Origin of the sequence: Mesorhizobium sp. M6A.T.Ce.TU.002.03.1.1 (assembly GCF_003997275.1) — a bacterium.
In the GTDB taxonomy this organism is placed as follows: domain Bacteria; phylum Pseudomonadota; class Alphaproteobacteria; order Rhizobiales; family Rhizobiaceae; genus Mesorhizobium; species Mesorhizobium mediterraneum.
In genome coordinates this window covers 1-15,191 of sequence record NZ_RZTI01000142.1, presented here as the reverse complement: position 1 = coordinate 15,191, position 15,191 = coordinate 1, and the positions used below count along the sequence as shown (strand labels likewise).

Genomic DNA, 15,191 nt, shown 5'->3' with positions numbered 1-15,191 from the left:
GAGATCGACAGGCCGAGCGCATTGCCGCCGACGCCGTCCGGAACATTGTGGCGGATGACGCTGGTGATGCAGGGCAGGAGACCGCCAAGTGCCAGCCCCATCAGGAAACGCAGGCCGACGAGCTGCCAGCCCTGCGTGACGAAGGCTTGCGGGATCAGCAGCAGCGCCGATACGGCAAGCGCCCCGATGATGATGTTCCAGTGACCGAGGCGGTCGGCGAGCTTGCCGAGACGCGAGGCCGACAGGATGGCGCCGAGTGCCGCCGCCGACATGACGACGCCGGAGGTCAGCGTTAGCAGGCTTTGGTCTGCGATGAGCTGCTGGACGTAGACCGTGATGATCGGCTCGATCGACATCGTGGCGAAACTCAGCAGCATACCGGTCACCAGCATGGCGACGATGGGGCGCTTGTCCTCGATTTGCGACCAGCCGCCTTGCGGCTTCTCAGTCGATGCTACCTTGTCGGGTGCCGGGCGAGGGTTCTCCTTGATGAGAAAAGTCGTTGCCAGGAACGCCAGGAAAATGACGCCGCCGGCGAGCAGGAAGGTGGCGCGGATGCCGATCAAGGGCGGCAGCGCGCCGCCGAGCAGCGGACCGACGAGGGCGCCGGCGGTTACTCCGGCCGACAGCACGCCGAGCGCCCAACCGGACCGGTCCTTCGGCGTCTGCATGGCCACCAGGATGGTCGAGCCCGAGGAATAGCCGCCGGCGAAGCCGATCAGCAGGCGCAGCAGCACCAGCTGCCAGACAGTCTCCACCATGCCGGTCAGCGACATGCAGATGGCCATGCCGAAACTGGCGCGCACCAACATCAGCTTGCGGCCGTAGCGGTCGCCCAGCCGTCCCCACAGCGGCGCCACCAGCGCGGCGGCGAAGAACGTCGCGCCGTAGGCGATACCGGACCACTGTACAACAGCTGCGTGGCCCTCGGCGCCCAGCTGCTCGACATACAGCGGCAGGAAAGGCAACAGCAGCGTCATGGCGACAAGCGTGCTGAACGAGCCGGCAAAGCACACGGCGAGATTGCGGCGCCAGTGGATGTTGTAGGTGCCTTGCGTGGCAAGGGTGGCAACTTGCGACATGTGATGTCCTGTCCGGCCAGCCATGAAACTTGCTCCGGATACCGACTTGGGATACCAAGCTGGTATCCGTCATGAACGCAAGCCTAGCCGCTGTCAATGCGGCTCTCTCAACCGCGACCGGCAAATGATGGTTGGTAGGTGATTGCCAGCAAAACGGCCAGAGATTGGAAACCGCCATGTCGCAGATGCAGACTGTCGAAATTGGGCTTCGCGAGATGATCCTCGGCCTTGAGATCGGTCCCGGCGAGCGGCTGACGGAACGCTGGATCGAAAGCCGCTTCGGGGCCTCGCGCACGCCGGTCAGGGCAGCATTGCTGCGGCTCGAAACGGAAGGTTTGGTCTGCCGCGACGGGCGCGGCTGGACGGTGTCGCCCATCAACCTCGCCGAGCTCGAGCGGATCGCCGTTTATCGCGAGGCGGTAGAGGTCGCGGCGCTCCGGCTGACTTGTGCCTTGGAGGACCGGACCGCTGTCGACGTCATCGAGGCGATGCTGGACTCCTGTGACGCCGGCACCCCGCGCGAGGAATGGCACCGCGTCGGCATGGATTTTCACATCGAGCTGGCACGCCTGTCCGGCAACGAGTTCCTGTTCCGGGCGGTCCGCGATGCGATGACGCGCCTGTCGCGTGCTCGTTGGCTGGAGGTGCGCGACGAGGCGGCACTCGGCCGTGCCTGGGCCGAGCACCATGCCATTCTGGCAGCGGTGCGGGCCGGCGAAGCCGATGAGGCGGCACGCCGACTTTCGGCCCATATTGTCGGCAGCCGCGACCGGCTGGTGACATCTTTGCACAATGACCGGCGCGGCCTGCGTGCCAGGGGATTTGCCGTCGTTGCGGCGTGATTGCCGAGGCAACCACTTTCGCCCTCGCTTCGCGAGCGCCGATGGCGTAAGAGCGGCGATGGAAAACAACCGATTTGAAACACCCGTGACCGTCAAGTCGGGCGCGGAGGGAACCACTCAGCTCTTGCGTACGGCCCGCGAGGCTTCCGACTACCTCCTCAACAACTGGCCCGGCAAGCGCAGTCCAAAGCATCGCGAAGCGCTGCAGGCCTGCCATGATGCGCTGGCCGGCGACAAACCGGCCATGATCGCGAGGCGCGCCTTCATAGCCGCCGCGCGCGAAGTGAACGTGTTCGTCAGCGACAAGGCGCCGGCCTGAAGACGCAGCGGGATTCCTAGGCCAAATCCAACCCGCCTCGCGGGCTGGATGCGTTTTACTCTGCCGTTTCCGTTTCGGTCTCGGAGGTGGTCTCGTCTTCGGGCTTCGAACGTTCCTTGGCTGCGACCTTGGCCGCCTGCTTTTCCGCCTTCTTGGCGGCCTTCTGCCGGTCGCGTTCCTTGCGTTCTTGGCCGTAATTCGGTGCTCGCGCCATATCTCTTCCTTTCGCAATCCTGAAGGCTCTTAGCCCTGCCTAGGAGCATTAGGCTGCAAACACAACACCGCAAAGGCCGATCGGCTCCATACATAGCCGGCAAGCCGGCTGCACGCGGTTCCGGGCTTGCAAGATGGCTGGCACAATGGTGTAGGAGAGACCGGGGTACAAATAACAAGCTCACCTGTTTTCACCAAGTGACCGATGGCCACGCTTCAAAGAAACGCACAGAAGCTATTCTACTATGCGCGCAATGCCATGCGCGATATCGCGCCGCAGGCGTTGTTCCGCCGCAGGCTAGCGGGGCTGCTCGATCGGGCCAGGCTTTCGGACGGATCGATCCGCGCGCGTCTCAATTATTACAACAGGCTGCAGGACGCTTTCGCGCCGAGCGCCGATGCCGTGCCGGTAAGCCGGCTGCCGACAGACCGGAGCATGTATTATTACGATCTGAAGGAATTTACCCGCTACTTCGATCCCGATTTGCGCATCGACCTCGAATTTGGCGACGTCATCGAGGTGCCTGCCGTGCCGTCGATCGTCAAGGATCGGCCGATCGCCGGCGACAACAGGAACGGGGTCCTGTTCAAGCTCAACAAGTTCCGCCACTTCCACATGCCCGCCGACGATGTTGCCTTCGCGGACAAGCTTCCGGTCGCGGTCTGGCGCGGCGAGCTCAACAATCCGATACGGACCTTGCTTCTGGAGGCAGCGCGCGATCTGCCCTTTTGCGATGTCGGCACGCCCAAACCGACGGCAGCGCCGGAATATCGCAAGCCTTATCTGAGCATCGATCAGCAGCGGCGCTACCGCTACATCATTTCGCTCGAAGGCAACGATGTGGCGACCAACCTCAAATGGATCATGAGTTCGAATTCGCTATGCCTGATGCCTCCGCCGACATACGAGACATGGTTCGGCGAAAGCGAACTCGTGGCCAACGTCCACTATGTGCCGCTAGAGCCGGATTTCACGGATCTTGCCGAGCGGGTGAGGCACCTCGAGAAGCATCCGGCCGAGGCCGAACGCATCGTTGCCGCAGCCAACGCCTATTGCCGCAAGTTCGCCGACGAGCGGGCCGAGCAAGCGATCTGCTTGCTCGTGCTCTACAAATATTTCGTGCTCAGCGGCCAAATCGAGCCCGACCCGGAGGTCTGGCGTTTTATCTCGGGCTCGGCCTAGGCTTAGGACTCTTTGTTGGCGATGCCCTATGTCCTGCGTATCTTGATTCCGCCCTTCGCCTCAGTATACGTTCCCATCATGATGTTCATGTCCGCATTCTTCCCTCTGATCTGAGCGGCCCAAGTCGTTCCGGCGCATCCGCGCCAATCAGATCAAAACGGCTGCGCTGACGCGATGGCCGAACGGAGAATGTGTAATGCCCAAAACCGAGCCCATCGGCCTGATCTCGCATCAGGTCCAGAACTTCATCGACGACGGTTTCGTCAAAATCGAAAATGCCTTCAGCACCCACCTTGCAGAGCAATGCAGGGACGAGCTGTGGGCGGATATTGGCCTGTCGCCAGACGAACCCGAAAACTGGATTCATCCAGTTGTTCGGGTGGGGTTCAAGGCTTCGCCCCCATTCGTTGAAGCCGCCAACACGCCGATCCTGCACAAGGCCTACGATCAACTCGTCGGCGATGGCCGCTGGCTTGCGCCCAAAGGCGTTGGGACCTTTCCGATCCGCTTTCCCTCGCCGGAATCCCCCGGTGATGATGGCTGGCATGTGGACATGAGTTTTGGCGACGACAATCCGGATTTCATGGAGTGGCGTGCCAATGTGAAGAGCAGCGGACGGGCATTGCTGATGCTCTTCCTGTTCTCGGATGTTGGCCCGGATGATGCACCCACGAAGATACGGAAAGGCTCGCATGCCACCATTGCGAGGGAGCTACTGCCCTATGGCGACGCGGGCGCGACGCTCAGGCAGATCTCTGCCAATGGTTACGCTTCTACAGAAGATTGTGAGGTTGAACTGGCAACTGGCGCGGCAGGCACCGTATATCTGTGCCACCCATTCCTCGTTCATGCCGCTCAACCTCACCGAGGGAGGCGGCCGCGCTTCATGGCACAACCACCGCTGCTGCCGAGGGGTGAGTTTGACCCGGCGTTGGCGCCGTCGCCGGTTCAGGTCGCCATCCGTCAGGCTTGTGGGCTAACGCTATAGTCAGACAATACCCGGGACCGCCGAACGGTCCCGGGTATTCCAAAAGACCACTGAGACGCTGTCCGCCAAGGGCTCGGAGCCGTCGTCGGACATCTTGGCCAGTTTATGGGCCTTGAACCTAGACCAGGCGCGCTTGCGAAGGTCACTTAATTCGCTGCAAGCGGTTTGGGCTTCTTGTCGGTCCATTCCGGCGGCGCACCGTATTTGGACGCCATGACCCCAATTAATCCCGGCATTCGACCGAATGTGTCGCACACGGCGTATTTCGGTTTTCCGCCAAACCACGATCGGATTCGCTGTTTCGAAGCCATGGAGAGGTCGAGTACTTTCGGTTCCTTGCCGGTGATGAGCATTTGGGAGAAGTCATTCCCGAACGTCGAAGCAAGGCTATACGCATCCCCGACCTCCGAAAAGCGGGGGTTATCCTGGATCGAGTTTGCCCCGCGAGCCCAGACCATCGCCGCGCGCTGGACGCCACCGCTATCAACGGCCTCCGCCTCGACGGCAAGTCCTCCGAGGCCGAAGGGCAGGCGCGGCACACTGACGGGCACATTGGAAGGCAGGACAAAACCGCTGCCTACGGTTACGACGGTCGAGACTCCCGCCATCATCTTGTTCGTCAGAACAATATCGGTGACGACCGATCGGATCGTCACATCGGCCGGCTGGCCGGCGGAGACCATGTGATACTTGTCGCTAAGCGCGACACACAGCGCCCGGTCCAGTGCGTTGGACACCAGTGACCGGTCGGCTGCCGATTTCACCCGGGATGCGGCGCTGAAGACGAAAGTCGTCGGAACGATCCTCGCTGTCTTCGCAATCGCCAGACTTTGCCCGTCAACAAAGATACGCTTCTTGGACAACTTTCCCTTGGGCGCGCCAAGATTGCTGTAGGAGGTGAGCGTGCCGCCTTCAGTCAGGGGCACGGACGCACATCCGGCTACCGCCATGATCAGGAAAAATGCCAAGCATAAGGATTTCAGCGGAGATGTTGGTGGGAATCCGACAAGTCGGAAGAATGATCCAATGGATATTGATGGATTGCTGCGCACGCTTTTCTGGCCTCCGTCGCGGATGTTCTGGGAGGACCGTGCGGGGGTAGGATTGCCGCAACATTACGGGTCATTTCCAATAGCGACGGATATCGGCGCTGACCTACGATCTAAATTGCCGCGGAGCTATCAGAGCCGGATCGCCACCTGCGTCCCGGTCGTGTTGCTTGTCATGCTGACCTGGCCCCGGTGGTTTGCGACGATCTGCTTCACCAGGCTCAAACCAAGGCCCGCGCCAGTGCTTCGTGGGGTGACGCGGTAAAAAGGCTCAAAAACCAGTTCCCGATGCTCTGCCGGTATGCCTGGTCCTTCATCGGCCACATTGATCTCTCCGTCGGCTGAGACCGAGATCGTGATCATTCCGGCATTGCCGCCGTGGTCGATTGCATTGCGAATCAGATTGCTGATCGCTCTCGGCAAAGCGGAAGGACTGCCGCTCCGTTCGAGGCTTGCGACCTCACTTTGAAAGGAAATCTGGTAGCCGGCAGCGATCGCTAGGGGCGCGAGGTCGGCAACGGCCGTTCGTGCGATTTCGACGAGATCGACCGTTCCATGCAAATCGGTCGCCTGGTCGTTGCGCTCAAAATCGAGGAGCTGTTCGGCCGTCTCAGCCAAACGCGCGACGTCGGCCAATAGTCGCCGGCGATCCGGACCCTCGGGCATCCCATCGATCCGTGTCTGCATGATGGCGATAGGTGTTCTGAGCTCATGCGCCGCATCGATGAGGAAGCGCTGGCGTTTTCGGAACTCGTTCTCGAGCCGCTCGAGTGTTCCGTTGAACGCAGTCACCAGCGGGGCAACCTCGATGGGAATACCGTCCACCGGCAGGCGTGTTCCGTGCCGGCGCGGTTCGATCTCCGATGCTTTGCGGGCGACATCGCTCACACCCGCCAAACCGCGCTCGACGATGCGGGGAACGGCAAAGAAGATCGCAGGCAAGGCAATTGCGATCAAAGAGATATAGATCGGGTAACTGTCGGCCAGAATGGCGAGAACGGGCCAGCCTTTGTCAGCGAAGCCGCCAAATAGAATCCGAACCTCACCCACCACGGTCTCGACGTTATCGACCGACGCGATCTCATTCGTACCGGCAGATCCCCTGATATCTGCGTCCTGGAACAGGTACGCCAGATCGGCGAGCTCGGCATAGGGAGCTGGTACGGTGCCGTAAGACACCGAGGCACCGTCTACCGTGGCAGCAACATACCATAGTCCGCTGTTCTGCTGCCTAAGCGAGCTCAGCTCCGGCGTATCGCGTATTTCAAACTTTCCTTGCGCATCGCGTGCAACCGCTCCGACCATCAGGGACGTGATTTTGCGCTCCATGGCAACGTTCGGCGACATGACCGTAGTGGCCCATATGCAAAGTCCGATGATCACTGCGGCAACCACGGCGACGATGACGAGACTGAGCTGCCAACTCAGCTTCCACCAAAGTGAAGGATTCAATCTGTTGGCCGCGCGCATTATTCTTCCTTCAGCAGATATCCGACGCCCCGGATACTGTGGATCGCGACGCCGGCGCCGGCATCCAGCAGCCGCTTGCGCAGCCTGGAAATATGCGCGTCGAGCGCGTTCGACTGGATATCTTCTTCGTAATTGTAGACCGCCGCCTCAAGCGTCGACCGAAGGACGGTTTTGTCTTTCCGCTTGGCGAGCGCCGCCAGAACGAGAAGTTCGCGTCTGGGCAGATCGAGCGGGATCGCGTCGACGGTCACGCTCAAATGCAAGGGATCGATCACCATTCGACCGACGGCAATGTGAAGGTCCGCCAGGCTTGCCGGTCGCCGCAGAACAGCCCGCAAACGAGCCATCAGCTCTTCGACAAGAAACGGCTTGCCCAGATAATCGTCAGCGCCGACGTCGAGACCCTCGACACGCTCCATTGGCTCGTTGCGCGCCGTCAGCACGATGATCGGCGTGTCGGTTCCTGTTCGCTGCAATGCCGGGATAAAGGTCAATCCCTCGCCGTCGGGCAAGCGGCGGTCCAGGAGGATCGCATCATAAACGTTCTGGTGCGTCAGCTCGATTGCGTCGGCGAGATGCATCGTGTGGTCGGTGACGATGCCATGCTTTTTCAGTGCCACCGACAGCGCATCTGCCAGTTGCCTCTCGTCCTCTATCAGTAGGATTCTCATCACCCTCACCGCTTTTTTGCGCACCTGGTGTTTTCACCACCAAGATTGCAGCAGCATTGCGGAGTTTGAAGCGCAGTCAGCTAATGCTGCTGCAGATGCAGAAACCTGGACTAAGGTGTGCCGAGATTCTTCCGATCCCTCAGATAGCATCCCGGTCGAGGACCAGATCAGCCGGACCGAACCGGTCTTTTGCGGTGAACTGCTGGTGCCAATAGGGGTAGAGAACAGGAGGCCTGCTCACAGCGTCCAGGCGTGCGCGCTCATCGCTGGTCAGAACCAGGCTGGCGGCGGCGATATTGTCCTTGAACTGCGCTTCGGTCCGGCCGCCGATGACCAGCGAGCTAACGGCCGGCCGGCCGAGCAGCCAGGCAAGCGCCACCTGTGCTGCCGACACGCCATGGTTCTTGCCGATATAGGCAAGCACGTCGACGATCCGCCACAGCCGGTCCTCGTCGCGGATCGGCGGTTCTTTCCAGCCGCTGAGCTGACGGGAGGTGGCCTGGTCGCGGTGATATTTGCCGGACAGCAATCCACCGGCAAGCGGGCTCCACACCAGCACGCCAAGCCCCTGATCGACCGAGATCGGCAACAATTCATATTCGGCTTCGCGCGCTTCCAGCGTGTAGTGGATCTGCTGGGTGACGAAGCGCGGCTGGTGCTGGCGATCGCTGATCCCCAGTGCCTTCATCACTTGCCAGCCGGAATAGTTGGAACAGCCGACATAGCGGACCTTGCCCTGGCTGACGAGCGTGTCGAGCGCGGCGATGGTCTCCTCGAGCGGCGTCGTGCCGTCCCATTCGTGCAGGAAATAGATGTCGATGACATCGGTCCTGAGGCGCTTCAGGCTTTTCTCGCACTCGCGGATCAGATGGTAGCGCGACAGCCCTTCGTCGTTGGGGCCATCGCCGATCCGCATGCGCGCCTTGGAGGCGATCAGCACATCGCCCTTGCGTTTGCCGCCGAGCGCTTCGCCGATGATCTCTTCCGAAAGCCCGTTCGAATAGACGTTGGCGGTGTCGATGAGATTGATGCCGGAATCGATGCAGAGGTCGATCATCCGGCGCGCCTCGTCGAGATCGGTCTTTCCGACCGCCGAAAACGCGCCGGCGCCGCCAAAGGTCATGGTGCCCATGGTCAGCGTCGAAACCTTCAGCCCGGAACGGCCGAGAGTGCGGTACTCCATGTCAGATCCTCGCAATTGCGTTGAGAAGGCGGTGCTTCGAAGGCTGCCCGAAGGAGCCTGGCATTTGTAGGACAAGTCGCGCGGCTTGTCGCCCATCCCATGGAGGGCGGATCGATCACATCTTACGGATTTGGGTGACCGGCGCACGAGCCGGCTGCAATAAAACCGTCATTGCCGGCCTGTATGCAAGTCGGCTCAAGGTGTTCGATCTCGGCCGGCAGGCCGGACGCCGACACGGGCGTGCACGCGGAGCAGCATAAATGACCGAAGCAAAACAGAATTCTCCTGCCAGGGATTGGCTGGAAGCGGAGCTAGCCGACACGCTCGACGAAGACTACGAGCTGGAAATGTCGGAACCCGCGCTGTCGCTGGAAATCGCCAAGATCTACAAGAACGCGCATCCGCCCTCGATGGATCGCATGCAGTATTTTCGCGACCTGATCACGCTGCAATCCGAATTGATCAAGCTGCAGTCCTGGGTGGCTTACCACAAGAAGAAGCTGGTGGTGGTTTTCGAGGGCCGCGACTCGGCCGGCAAGGGTGGCGTCATCAAGCGCATCACCCAGCGGCTCAATCCGCGCATCTGCCGCGTCGTAGCACTGCCTGCACCGACCGAGCGCGAGAAATCGCAATGGTATTTCCAGCGCTACGTCCCGCATCTGCCGGCAGGCGGCGAGATCGTGCTGTTCGACCGCTCATGGTACAACCGCTCCGGCGTCGAAAGGGTGATGGGATTTGCCGAACCGGATCAGGTCGAGGAGTTCTTCCGCGACGTGCCGGAGTTCGAGCGCATGCTCGTCCGGTCCGGCGTCACGCTGGTCAAATACTGGTTCTCCATCACCGACGAGGAGCAGCAGATGCGCTTCCAGATGCGCATCCATGATCCGATGAAGCAGTGGAAGCTCTCACCGATGGACCTGCAGTCGCGCGTGCGCTGGGAGCAGTACACCAAGGCCAAGGAAGAGACGTTCGCCCGCACCAACATTCCCGAAGCTCCTTGGTTCATCGTCGAGGGTAACGACAAGAAGCGGGCGCGGCTGAACTGCATCGATCATCTCCTCAAGCAGATGCCTTACGAGGAGGTGCCGCACGATGAGATCACGCTACCCGACCGCGTGTTCAATCCCCAATACGAGCGCCAGGTGCTGCCGCGCGAGCTGTACGTGCCGGAGAAGTATTGATCATCTGGGACTGCTAAAGACCCGGACGGGCGGCATTCCTTCGCGCCCCCCTCTGTCCTGCCGGACATCTCCCCCACGAGGGGGGAGATTGGCAGCGTCGCCGACGGTGCCAATCTTGCAACGCTGATGATTGGCGAAAGCCGGCGCGACATCCGATCTCCCCCCGTGTGGGGGAGATGTCCGGCAGGACAGAGGGGGCGCGAAGGATCGCGGCGCAGAGGGCTGCGCCTCAGTGAGACTACGCGCGCTTGATGATGACGTGCGTGGCATTCGGCGTCGCGACCTGCTCGCTGCACCGGTAGCCGAGCTTGAGCATGTCGATGCCGGCAAAAAGGTTCTCGCCGGAGCCGAGCAGCATCGGCGATATCGCCAGATGCATGTCGTCGATGAGCTTTTCCCTGAGATATTGCCGGACCGTGGCGACACCACCGCCGAGCCGGACATCCTTGCCATCAGCCGCTGCTTTCGCCTTTTCCAGCGCTGAGTGGATACCGTCGGTCACAAAATAGAAGGTCGTGCCGCCCGCCATGACGATGGGATTCCGCGGATGGTGGGTGAGCACGAAGACCGGCACATGGTAGGGTGGATTGTCTCCCCACCAGCCTTTCCAGCTTTCATCCGGCCACTCGCCGCGGATCGGCCCGAACATGTTGCGGCCCATTATCCACGCCCCAACATTTTCGAAGCTGCGCGCCACGAACCCGTCGTCCGTGTCTGTGGTCCCGCGATCGTCGCCAGACATGTTGCGGAAGGTCCGGGTGCCGAACATCCAGTTGTGCAGGGCTTCCCCACCTACGCCCAGCGGCTCTTTCAGGTCCTGGTCGGGACCGGCGCCATAGCCGTCGATTGACAGGGTGAAAGCGTTGACGCGAAGCTTGGACATGAGTACCTCCCTCGAGACCAGTTGTGAAATGCAAGCAGTTGCTTTTAGCCATACTGATTGCATTTTGCAAGCGGTATTTTGAAATCTCCGCCGAGCGATGAGCGGCTTGTTTGGGCCAGCCGCGTCAGGACCGCAGCCAAGACGGGTGGTTGCAGCAGCAGTTGCTTGCGCCGCGATGCCTCGAGGATGCGTTTACGTCATCAAGCATGGCCTGCAATGGAAGGATGCGCTGCAGGCCAGATGAGCGGCCACAAAGGGGCACGCATGGTTCTCGATGCCCTGCCGCCCTGCCAAAGCCCTGATTGCGGATCGCGGTTATGACAGCGCCATTTCGCGAGGCTTTGTGGAACAAAGGCATCGAGCCTTAGCATCCCGTCGAGCCGAAGTCGGAAAGTCCCATATCCCTACGACAGGGCACTCTATCGCCAGCGCCACAAGGTCGAGAACCTCTTCGCCAAGCTCAAAGACCGGCGGCGCATTGCAACCCGATACGACCGATGCGCGCATAACTTCTTCTCGGCGATCTGCATCGCCGCAACCGTCATCTTCTCGCTCTAATCAGAGCGTCCTGAGCCGAGGCTCTAAGCCTTGCCCAGATGCTTTGGCCAGAATTCCTGGTGGACTTCGGCGGCTTCGTCTTCGAGGTTCGTCGGGCCAACCACAGTGACGATGCGCGCGCCGGTCTGCAACACCGCCCGGCTCGGCACGTTCAACCCGATCCCAGCGATCTCGCCCAGCCGCGCTTCGGAGCAAGCAAACACCATACGCCCGATGCCCGACCAGTAAATCGCCCCGGAGCACATCGCGCACGGCTCGGTGCTGGTGTAGAGCGTGCAGTCAGCGAGAAAAGCAGCGTCGTAGTGCTGCGCCGCTAGTTTAACCAGGTTCATCTCGGCGTGGTTCGTCATATCGTGGCCGGTGAAGACGCTGTTCTCGGCGCGCAGGATTACTTCGCCGTCCCTCACCAGCACCGAGCCAAACGGTTCGTCGCCGCGTTCCATTGCGGATTTCGAGAGCGCAATTGCCTCGCGTAAAAACGGCTCGTGGCTTTCCATCAGAGTCTCCCAAAAAGCTAGAGTGGGATGATTGTCTTGAATCGGAGGGATTTCCAAGGGCTGCAGATCAGATTCAGTTAGGCGATCTGCATCGCCGCAACCGTCATCTTCTGGCTATGCGCACGGCCGATTGTTTGATCTCGGCCTTCAACATAGGATGAAGGCTGTCGCGTGTGGTGATGATTGCGAGTGCCTACCCCTTCAGCATCGCCGCCACTTCGGGCGCGAAATAGGTGAGGATCCCGTCGCAGCCGGCACGCTTGAAGGCGAGAAGCGATTCCAGCATCGCCTTGTCGCCGTCGATCCAGCCATTGGCGGCAGCCGCCTTGATCATCGAATATTCGCCAGACACCTGGTAGGCGAAGGTCGGCATCCGGAATTCGTCCTTCAGCCTGCGGATGATGTCGAGATAGGGCAGGCCGGGTTTGACCATCAGCATGTCGGCGCCCTCGGCGAGGTCCTGCTCGGCCTCGCGCACGGCCTCGTCGGAATTGGCGTGATCGAGATAATAGGTCTTCTTGTCGCCCTTGAGCAGGCCGGCGGTGCCGACCGCCTCGCGATAGGGTCCGTAGAAGGCGGAGGCGAATTTCGTCGCGTAGGACATGATCGCCACATCCTGAAAACCATTGGCGTCGAGCGCATCGCGGATGGCGCCGATGCGGCCGTCCATCATGTCGGAAGGCGCAATGATATCGGCGCCGGCCGCCGCCTGGATGACGGCCGCCGCCGTCACCTGTTCCACCGTCTCATCGTTGACGATGATGCCGTCGCGCAAGATGCCGTCATGGCCGTGCGAGGTGAAGGGATCAAGTGCTGCGTCGGTGATGATGCCGATTTCAGGCACCGCGTGCTTGATGGCGCGCGTAGCGCGGTTGATGACGTTTTCCGGATCGAGGATGTGCGAGCCGGTCTGGTCGCGCAGGCCGAGCTCGACATTGGGGAAGGTGGCGATCGCCGGGATGCCGAGCTTTGCCGCGCGCTCTGCTTCTTTGACGGCAAGGTCGAGCGACAGGCGGAAGACGCCGGGCATGGCGGCAATAGGCTCGCGGATATTTTTCCCATCGACGACGAAGATCGGCCAGATCAGGTCGTCGACGGAGAGCCGGTTCTCCTGGACGAGGCGGCGCGACCAGTCGGCCTTGCGCATGCGGCGCAACCGGCGGCTGCCGGTGATCTCGTCGACGCTGCGCGCGCCGGCAGGCTTTGCTGGGGTGAATTTGTTCATCGCCAAAACTCCGGATCGGCGGCTTTTACCACGAGCTTCCGCCGCTGACCAATGCGACGATTGTGCCAGCACCTAAGGGAGGGGTATGTCGAGATTCAGGTCAGACCGAGCCGAAAATGATGGGTTCCGAGAACCGGAACGGAGCGTACGTTTAGGTACGCGAGTACCGGAAGCGCAGGAAACCGCCGTTTGCAGGCCGGCATCACCTGAAACTCGGCATACCTACGGCTGACCGTTGCCGGACAGGACCTGCGCCGCTCCCCGCATGGCGACGCGGAACGCCTCGTCGAAACTGACGCCGCGCATCTGCCAGCTGTAGGTCTTGCCGCCCGTGGCTAGCCGCCAGTCGGCAATCCAGCCCAATTCCTTGTCGCTCCAGACGATCCTGCCGGCAAGCGCCTGGTCGGCGCCGGCCTGTTTGGCGGCCTTGTCCAGAGCCGCCATCTCCGTCGCGTGCAGCGCCTTGTCGTCCAGCCCGGATTCGGAGAGGTGCGACGCCTTGGGAAATACGATCTGCATCGCCAGCGGGTCGGCAGCATTCACGAATGATTCGCGCAGGGGTGCGCCGCGCTCATCGTCTGCGGTCAGCGCGAAATGCCTTGCGCCTCGCTCCGTTGCGAGAAGGACCGCCAGCCGCGGCCGCGCGGAAAGCCACGGCTTGCTGCCGAGCGATGCCAGCACCGGGTCGATCACCTCAGGCCTGTAGAGGCAGGTAAGATCGTGCGGTCGGTCATGCGTGCCTTGCTCGTCGTGGATCGGAATGCCTTCCATCCTGTCGCGGTAGCGGAATTCGGCAACCAAGCTGCCGGCCTTCTCGCGCAGCGCCGCCATTTCAGGCTTTTTCGGCAGTCGCTGATCGCCGGAAACCTTGACCAGAACCGCATCCAGGCAGGCCTTGAAGCCGGTCTGGCGGTTTTCTTCGCCTTGGCCGGTGACGATTGTCTTCGTGCGGTAGAGATCGTCCTTGGCCAATGCAGGACGGGCAGTCGCGCATAACATCAGGCCGATCGCCACAAGGGCAAGACGCAAAAATCCAGGCATGATTCAACGTCCGGTTGGAAAGCCCGTCAACAAGATGATCAATTCTAGCACCGGGCGCCGGCGGCGACCAAGGCGGCGGGATTAGCCGCCGCCATTGACGCACCCATGCGCCACGCTTTAGCACTTCAGTCCCGGCGGCGCGGGGGAGGGATTCTATCGCGATGGATTTTGGCGGCGGCGACGAGATCCGCTTCGAACGATTGGGCAGGGCCGGCGTCGTCACGCTGACGCGGCCGCAGGCGCTCAATGCCGTCACCCATCGCATGGTCAAGGCGCTCGACAAGGCGCTGCGTGCCTGGGAGCGCGATCATGAGATCGATGTCGTCGTCCTCAAGGCCGAGGGAAGGGCGTTTTCGGCCGGCGGCGATATCCTCCACGTCTACGAGGCCGGCCGGGCGGGAAAGCCGCCGGTCGATTTCTTCGCCGACGAATACCGGCTGAACGCCCGCATCGCGCGGTTCAGAAAACCCTATGTCGCGCTGATCGACGGCATCGTCATGGGCGGCGGCGTCGGCGTCTCGTTCCACGGCTCGCAGCGCGTGATGACCGAGAACGCCCAATTCGCCATGCCGGAAGTCGGCATCGGCTTTTTCCCGGATGTCGGCGCCAGTCATCTCCTGCCGGACCTTGGCGGCAGCTTCGGCATGTATCTCGCTCTGACCGGAAACCGCATCCGCTATGGCGATGCTTTGTGGTCGGGCCTGGCGACGCATACGATCAAGGCGGAGGATCAGGCCGGCTTTCTCGATCGGCTGGCGGCGAGCGGCGATCCGGAATCGGTGCTGCGCGGTTTTTTCGTCCCGGCC

General features: G+C 61.5%; 16 protein-coding genes. 6 read left to right on the top strand and 10 right to left on the bottom strand.

The features are described from left to right. A partial coding sequence (locus tag EOC93_RS28380; protein ID WP_127206269.1) for an MFS transporter occupies nt 1-1,082 on the bottom strand: 1,082 nt, incomplete at its 3' end. Between the two features lie 176 nt (nt 1,083-1,258). Here EOC93_RS28380 and EOC93_RS28375 point away from each other — a divergent pair. Continuing rightward, nucleotides 1,259-1,924 carry a GntR family transcriptional regulator gene (locus EOC93_RS28375; RefSeq protein ID WP_127206268.1) on the top strand — a complete coding sequence of 222 codons (666 nt, stop codon included), beginning with the start codon at nt 1,259-1,261 and terminating at the stop codon, nt 1,922-1,924. A 58-nt stretch (nt 1,925-1,982) separates the two neighbouring features. Beyond that, complete coding sequence (locus EOC93_RS28370) at nt 1,983-2,243, top strand: DUF982 domain-containing protein (protein WP_095485747.1); 261 nt, start codon at nt 1,983-1,985, stop codon at nt 2,241-2,243. A 55-nt stretch (nt 2,244-2,298) separates the two neighbouring features. Here the strand turns inward: EOC93_RS28370 and EOC93_RS28365 are convergent, their stop codons facing one another. Then, nucleotides 2,299-2,457, bottom strand: coding sequence for a hypothetical protein (locus tag EOC93_RS28365; protein ID WP_023798419.1), 159 nt, complete (start codon nt 2,455-2,457; stop codon nt 2,299-2,301). Between the two features lie 204 nt (nt 2,458-2,661). Between EOC93_RS28365 and EOC93_RS28360 the strand changes: the two genes are divergently transcribed. Together EOC93_RS28360 and EOC93_RS28355 are read left to right on the top strand one after the other, a co-directional pair. Continuing rightward, nucleotides 2,662-3,639: a glycosyl transferase family 90 gene (locus EOC93_RS28360; RefSeq protein WP_127206267.1), complete on the top strand. Its 978-nt coding sequence runs from the start codon at nt 2,662-2,664 to the stop codon at nt 3,637-3,639. A 196-nt stretch (nt 3,640-3,835) separates the two neighbouring features. Further along, complete coding sequence (locus EOC93_RS28355; RefSeq protein ID WP_127206266.1) at nt 3,836-4,627, top strand: phytanoyl-CoA dioxygenase family protein; 792 nt, start codon at nt 3,836-3,838, stop codon at nt 4,625-4,627. Nucleotides 4,628-4,773: 146 nt separating this feature from the next. On the opposite strand, the gene EOC93_RS28350 is transcribed toward EOC93_RS28355, so the two are convergent. From EOC93_RS28350 to EOC93_RS28335, 4 genes are all read right to left on the bottom strand, one after another. Further along, nucleotides 4,774-5,577, bottom strand: coding sequence for a DUF3313 domain-containing protein (locus EOC93_RS28350; RefSeq protein ID WP_127206271.1), 804 nt, complete (start codon nt 5,575-5,577; stop codon nt 4,774-4,776). Nucleotides 5,578-5,808: 231 nt separating this feature from the next. Further along, nucleotides 5,809-7,146, bottom strand: a complete 1,338-nt coding sequence (locus EOC93_RS28345) for a HAMP domain-containing sensor histidine kinase (RefSeq protein WP_127206265.1) — start codon at nt 7,144-7,146, stop codon at nt 5,809-5,811. Beyond that, a complete protein-coding gene (locus EOC93_RS28340) occupies nt 7,146-7,817 on the bottom strand; it encodes a response regulator transcription factor (protein WP_127206264.1) in 672 nt (223 codons plus the stop codon). Before EOC93_RS28340 ends, EOC93_RS28345 begins: the two co-directional genes overlap by 1 nt. A gap of 139 nt (nt 7,818-7,956) precedes the next feature. Continuing rightward, on the bottom strand, nt 7,957-9,000 hold the full coding sequence (locus tag EOC93_RS28335; protein WP_127206263.1) for an aldo/keto reductase: 1,044 nt from the start codon (nt 8,998-9,000) through the stop codon (nt 7,957-7,959). A 260-nt stretch (nt 9,001-9,260) separates the two neighbouring features. Here EOC93_RS28335 and ppk2 point away from each other — a divergent pair, with 260 nt between their 5' ends. Continuing rightward, on the top strand, nt 9,261-10,181 hold the full coding sequence (gene ppk2 / locus EOC93_RS28330; protein WP_127206262.1) for a polyphosphate kinase 2: 921 nt from the start codon (nt 9,261-9,263) through the stop codon (nt 10,179-10,181). Between the two features lie 238 nt (nt 10,182-10,419). Here the strand turns inward: ppk2 and EOC93_RS28325 are convergent, their stop codons facing one another. The 4 genes from EOC93_RS28325 to EOC93_RS28305 form a co-directional block, all read right to left on the bottom strand. Then, the gene (locus EOC93_RS28325) at nt 10,420-11,064 is read right to left on the bottom strand and encodes a dihydrofolate reductase family protein (protein WP_127206261.1); all 645 of its coding nucleotides are present in this window, start codon (nt 11,062-11,064) and stop codon (nt 10,420-10,422) included. A 581-nt stretch (nt 11,065-11,645) separates the two neighbouring features. Further along, nucleotides 11,646-12,119 (bottom strand): nucleoside deaminase, encoded by a 474-nt coding sequence (locus EOC93_RS28315; RefSeq protein ID WP_126106909.1) that lies wholly within the window; start codon nt 12,117-12,119, stop codon nt 11,646-11,648. Between the two features lie 193 nt (nt 12,120-12,312). After that, nucleotides 12,313-13,344 carry a porphobilinogen synthase gene (hemB, locus tag EOC93_RS28310; RefSeq protein ID WP_095485752.1) on the bottom strand — a complete coding sequence of 344 codons (1,032 nt, stop codon included), beginning with the start codon at nt 13,342-13,344 and terminating at the stop codon, nt 12,313-12,315. Between the two features lie 222 nt (nt 13,345-13,566). Then, complete coding sequence (locus EOC93_RS28305) at nt 13,567-14,385, bottom strand: DUF2066 domain-containing protein (protein WP_127206260.1); 819 nt, start codon at nt 14,383-14,385, stop codon at nt 13,567-13,569. A gap of 161 nt (nt 14,386-14,546) precedes the next feature. Here EOC93_RS28305 and EOC93_RS28300 point away from each other — a divergent pair. Continuing rightward, a partial coding sequence (locus EOC93_RS28300; RefSeq protein WP_206532282.1) for a 3-hydroxyisobutyryl-CoA hydrolase occupies nt 14,547-15,191 on the top strand: 645 nt, incomplete at its 3' end.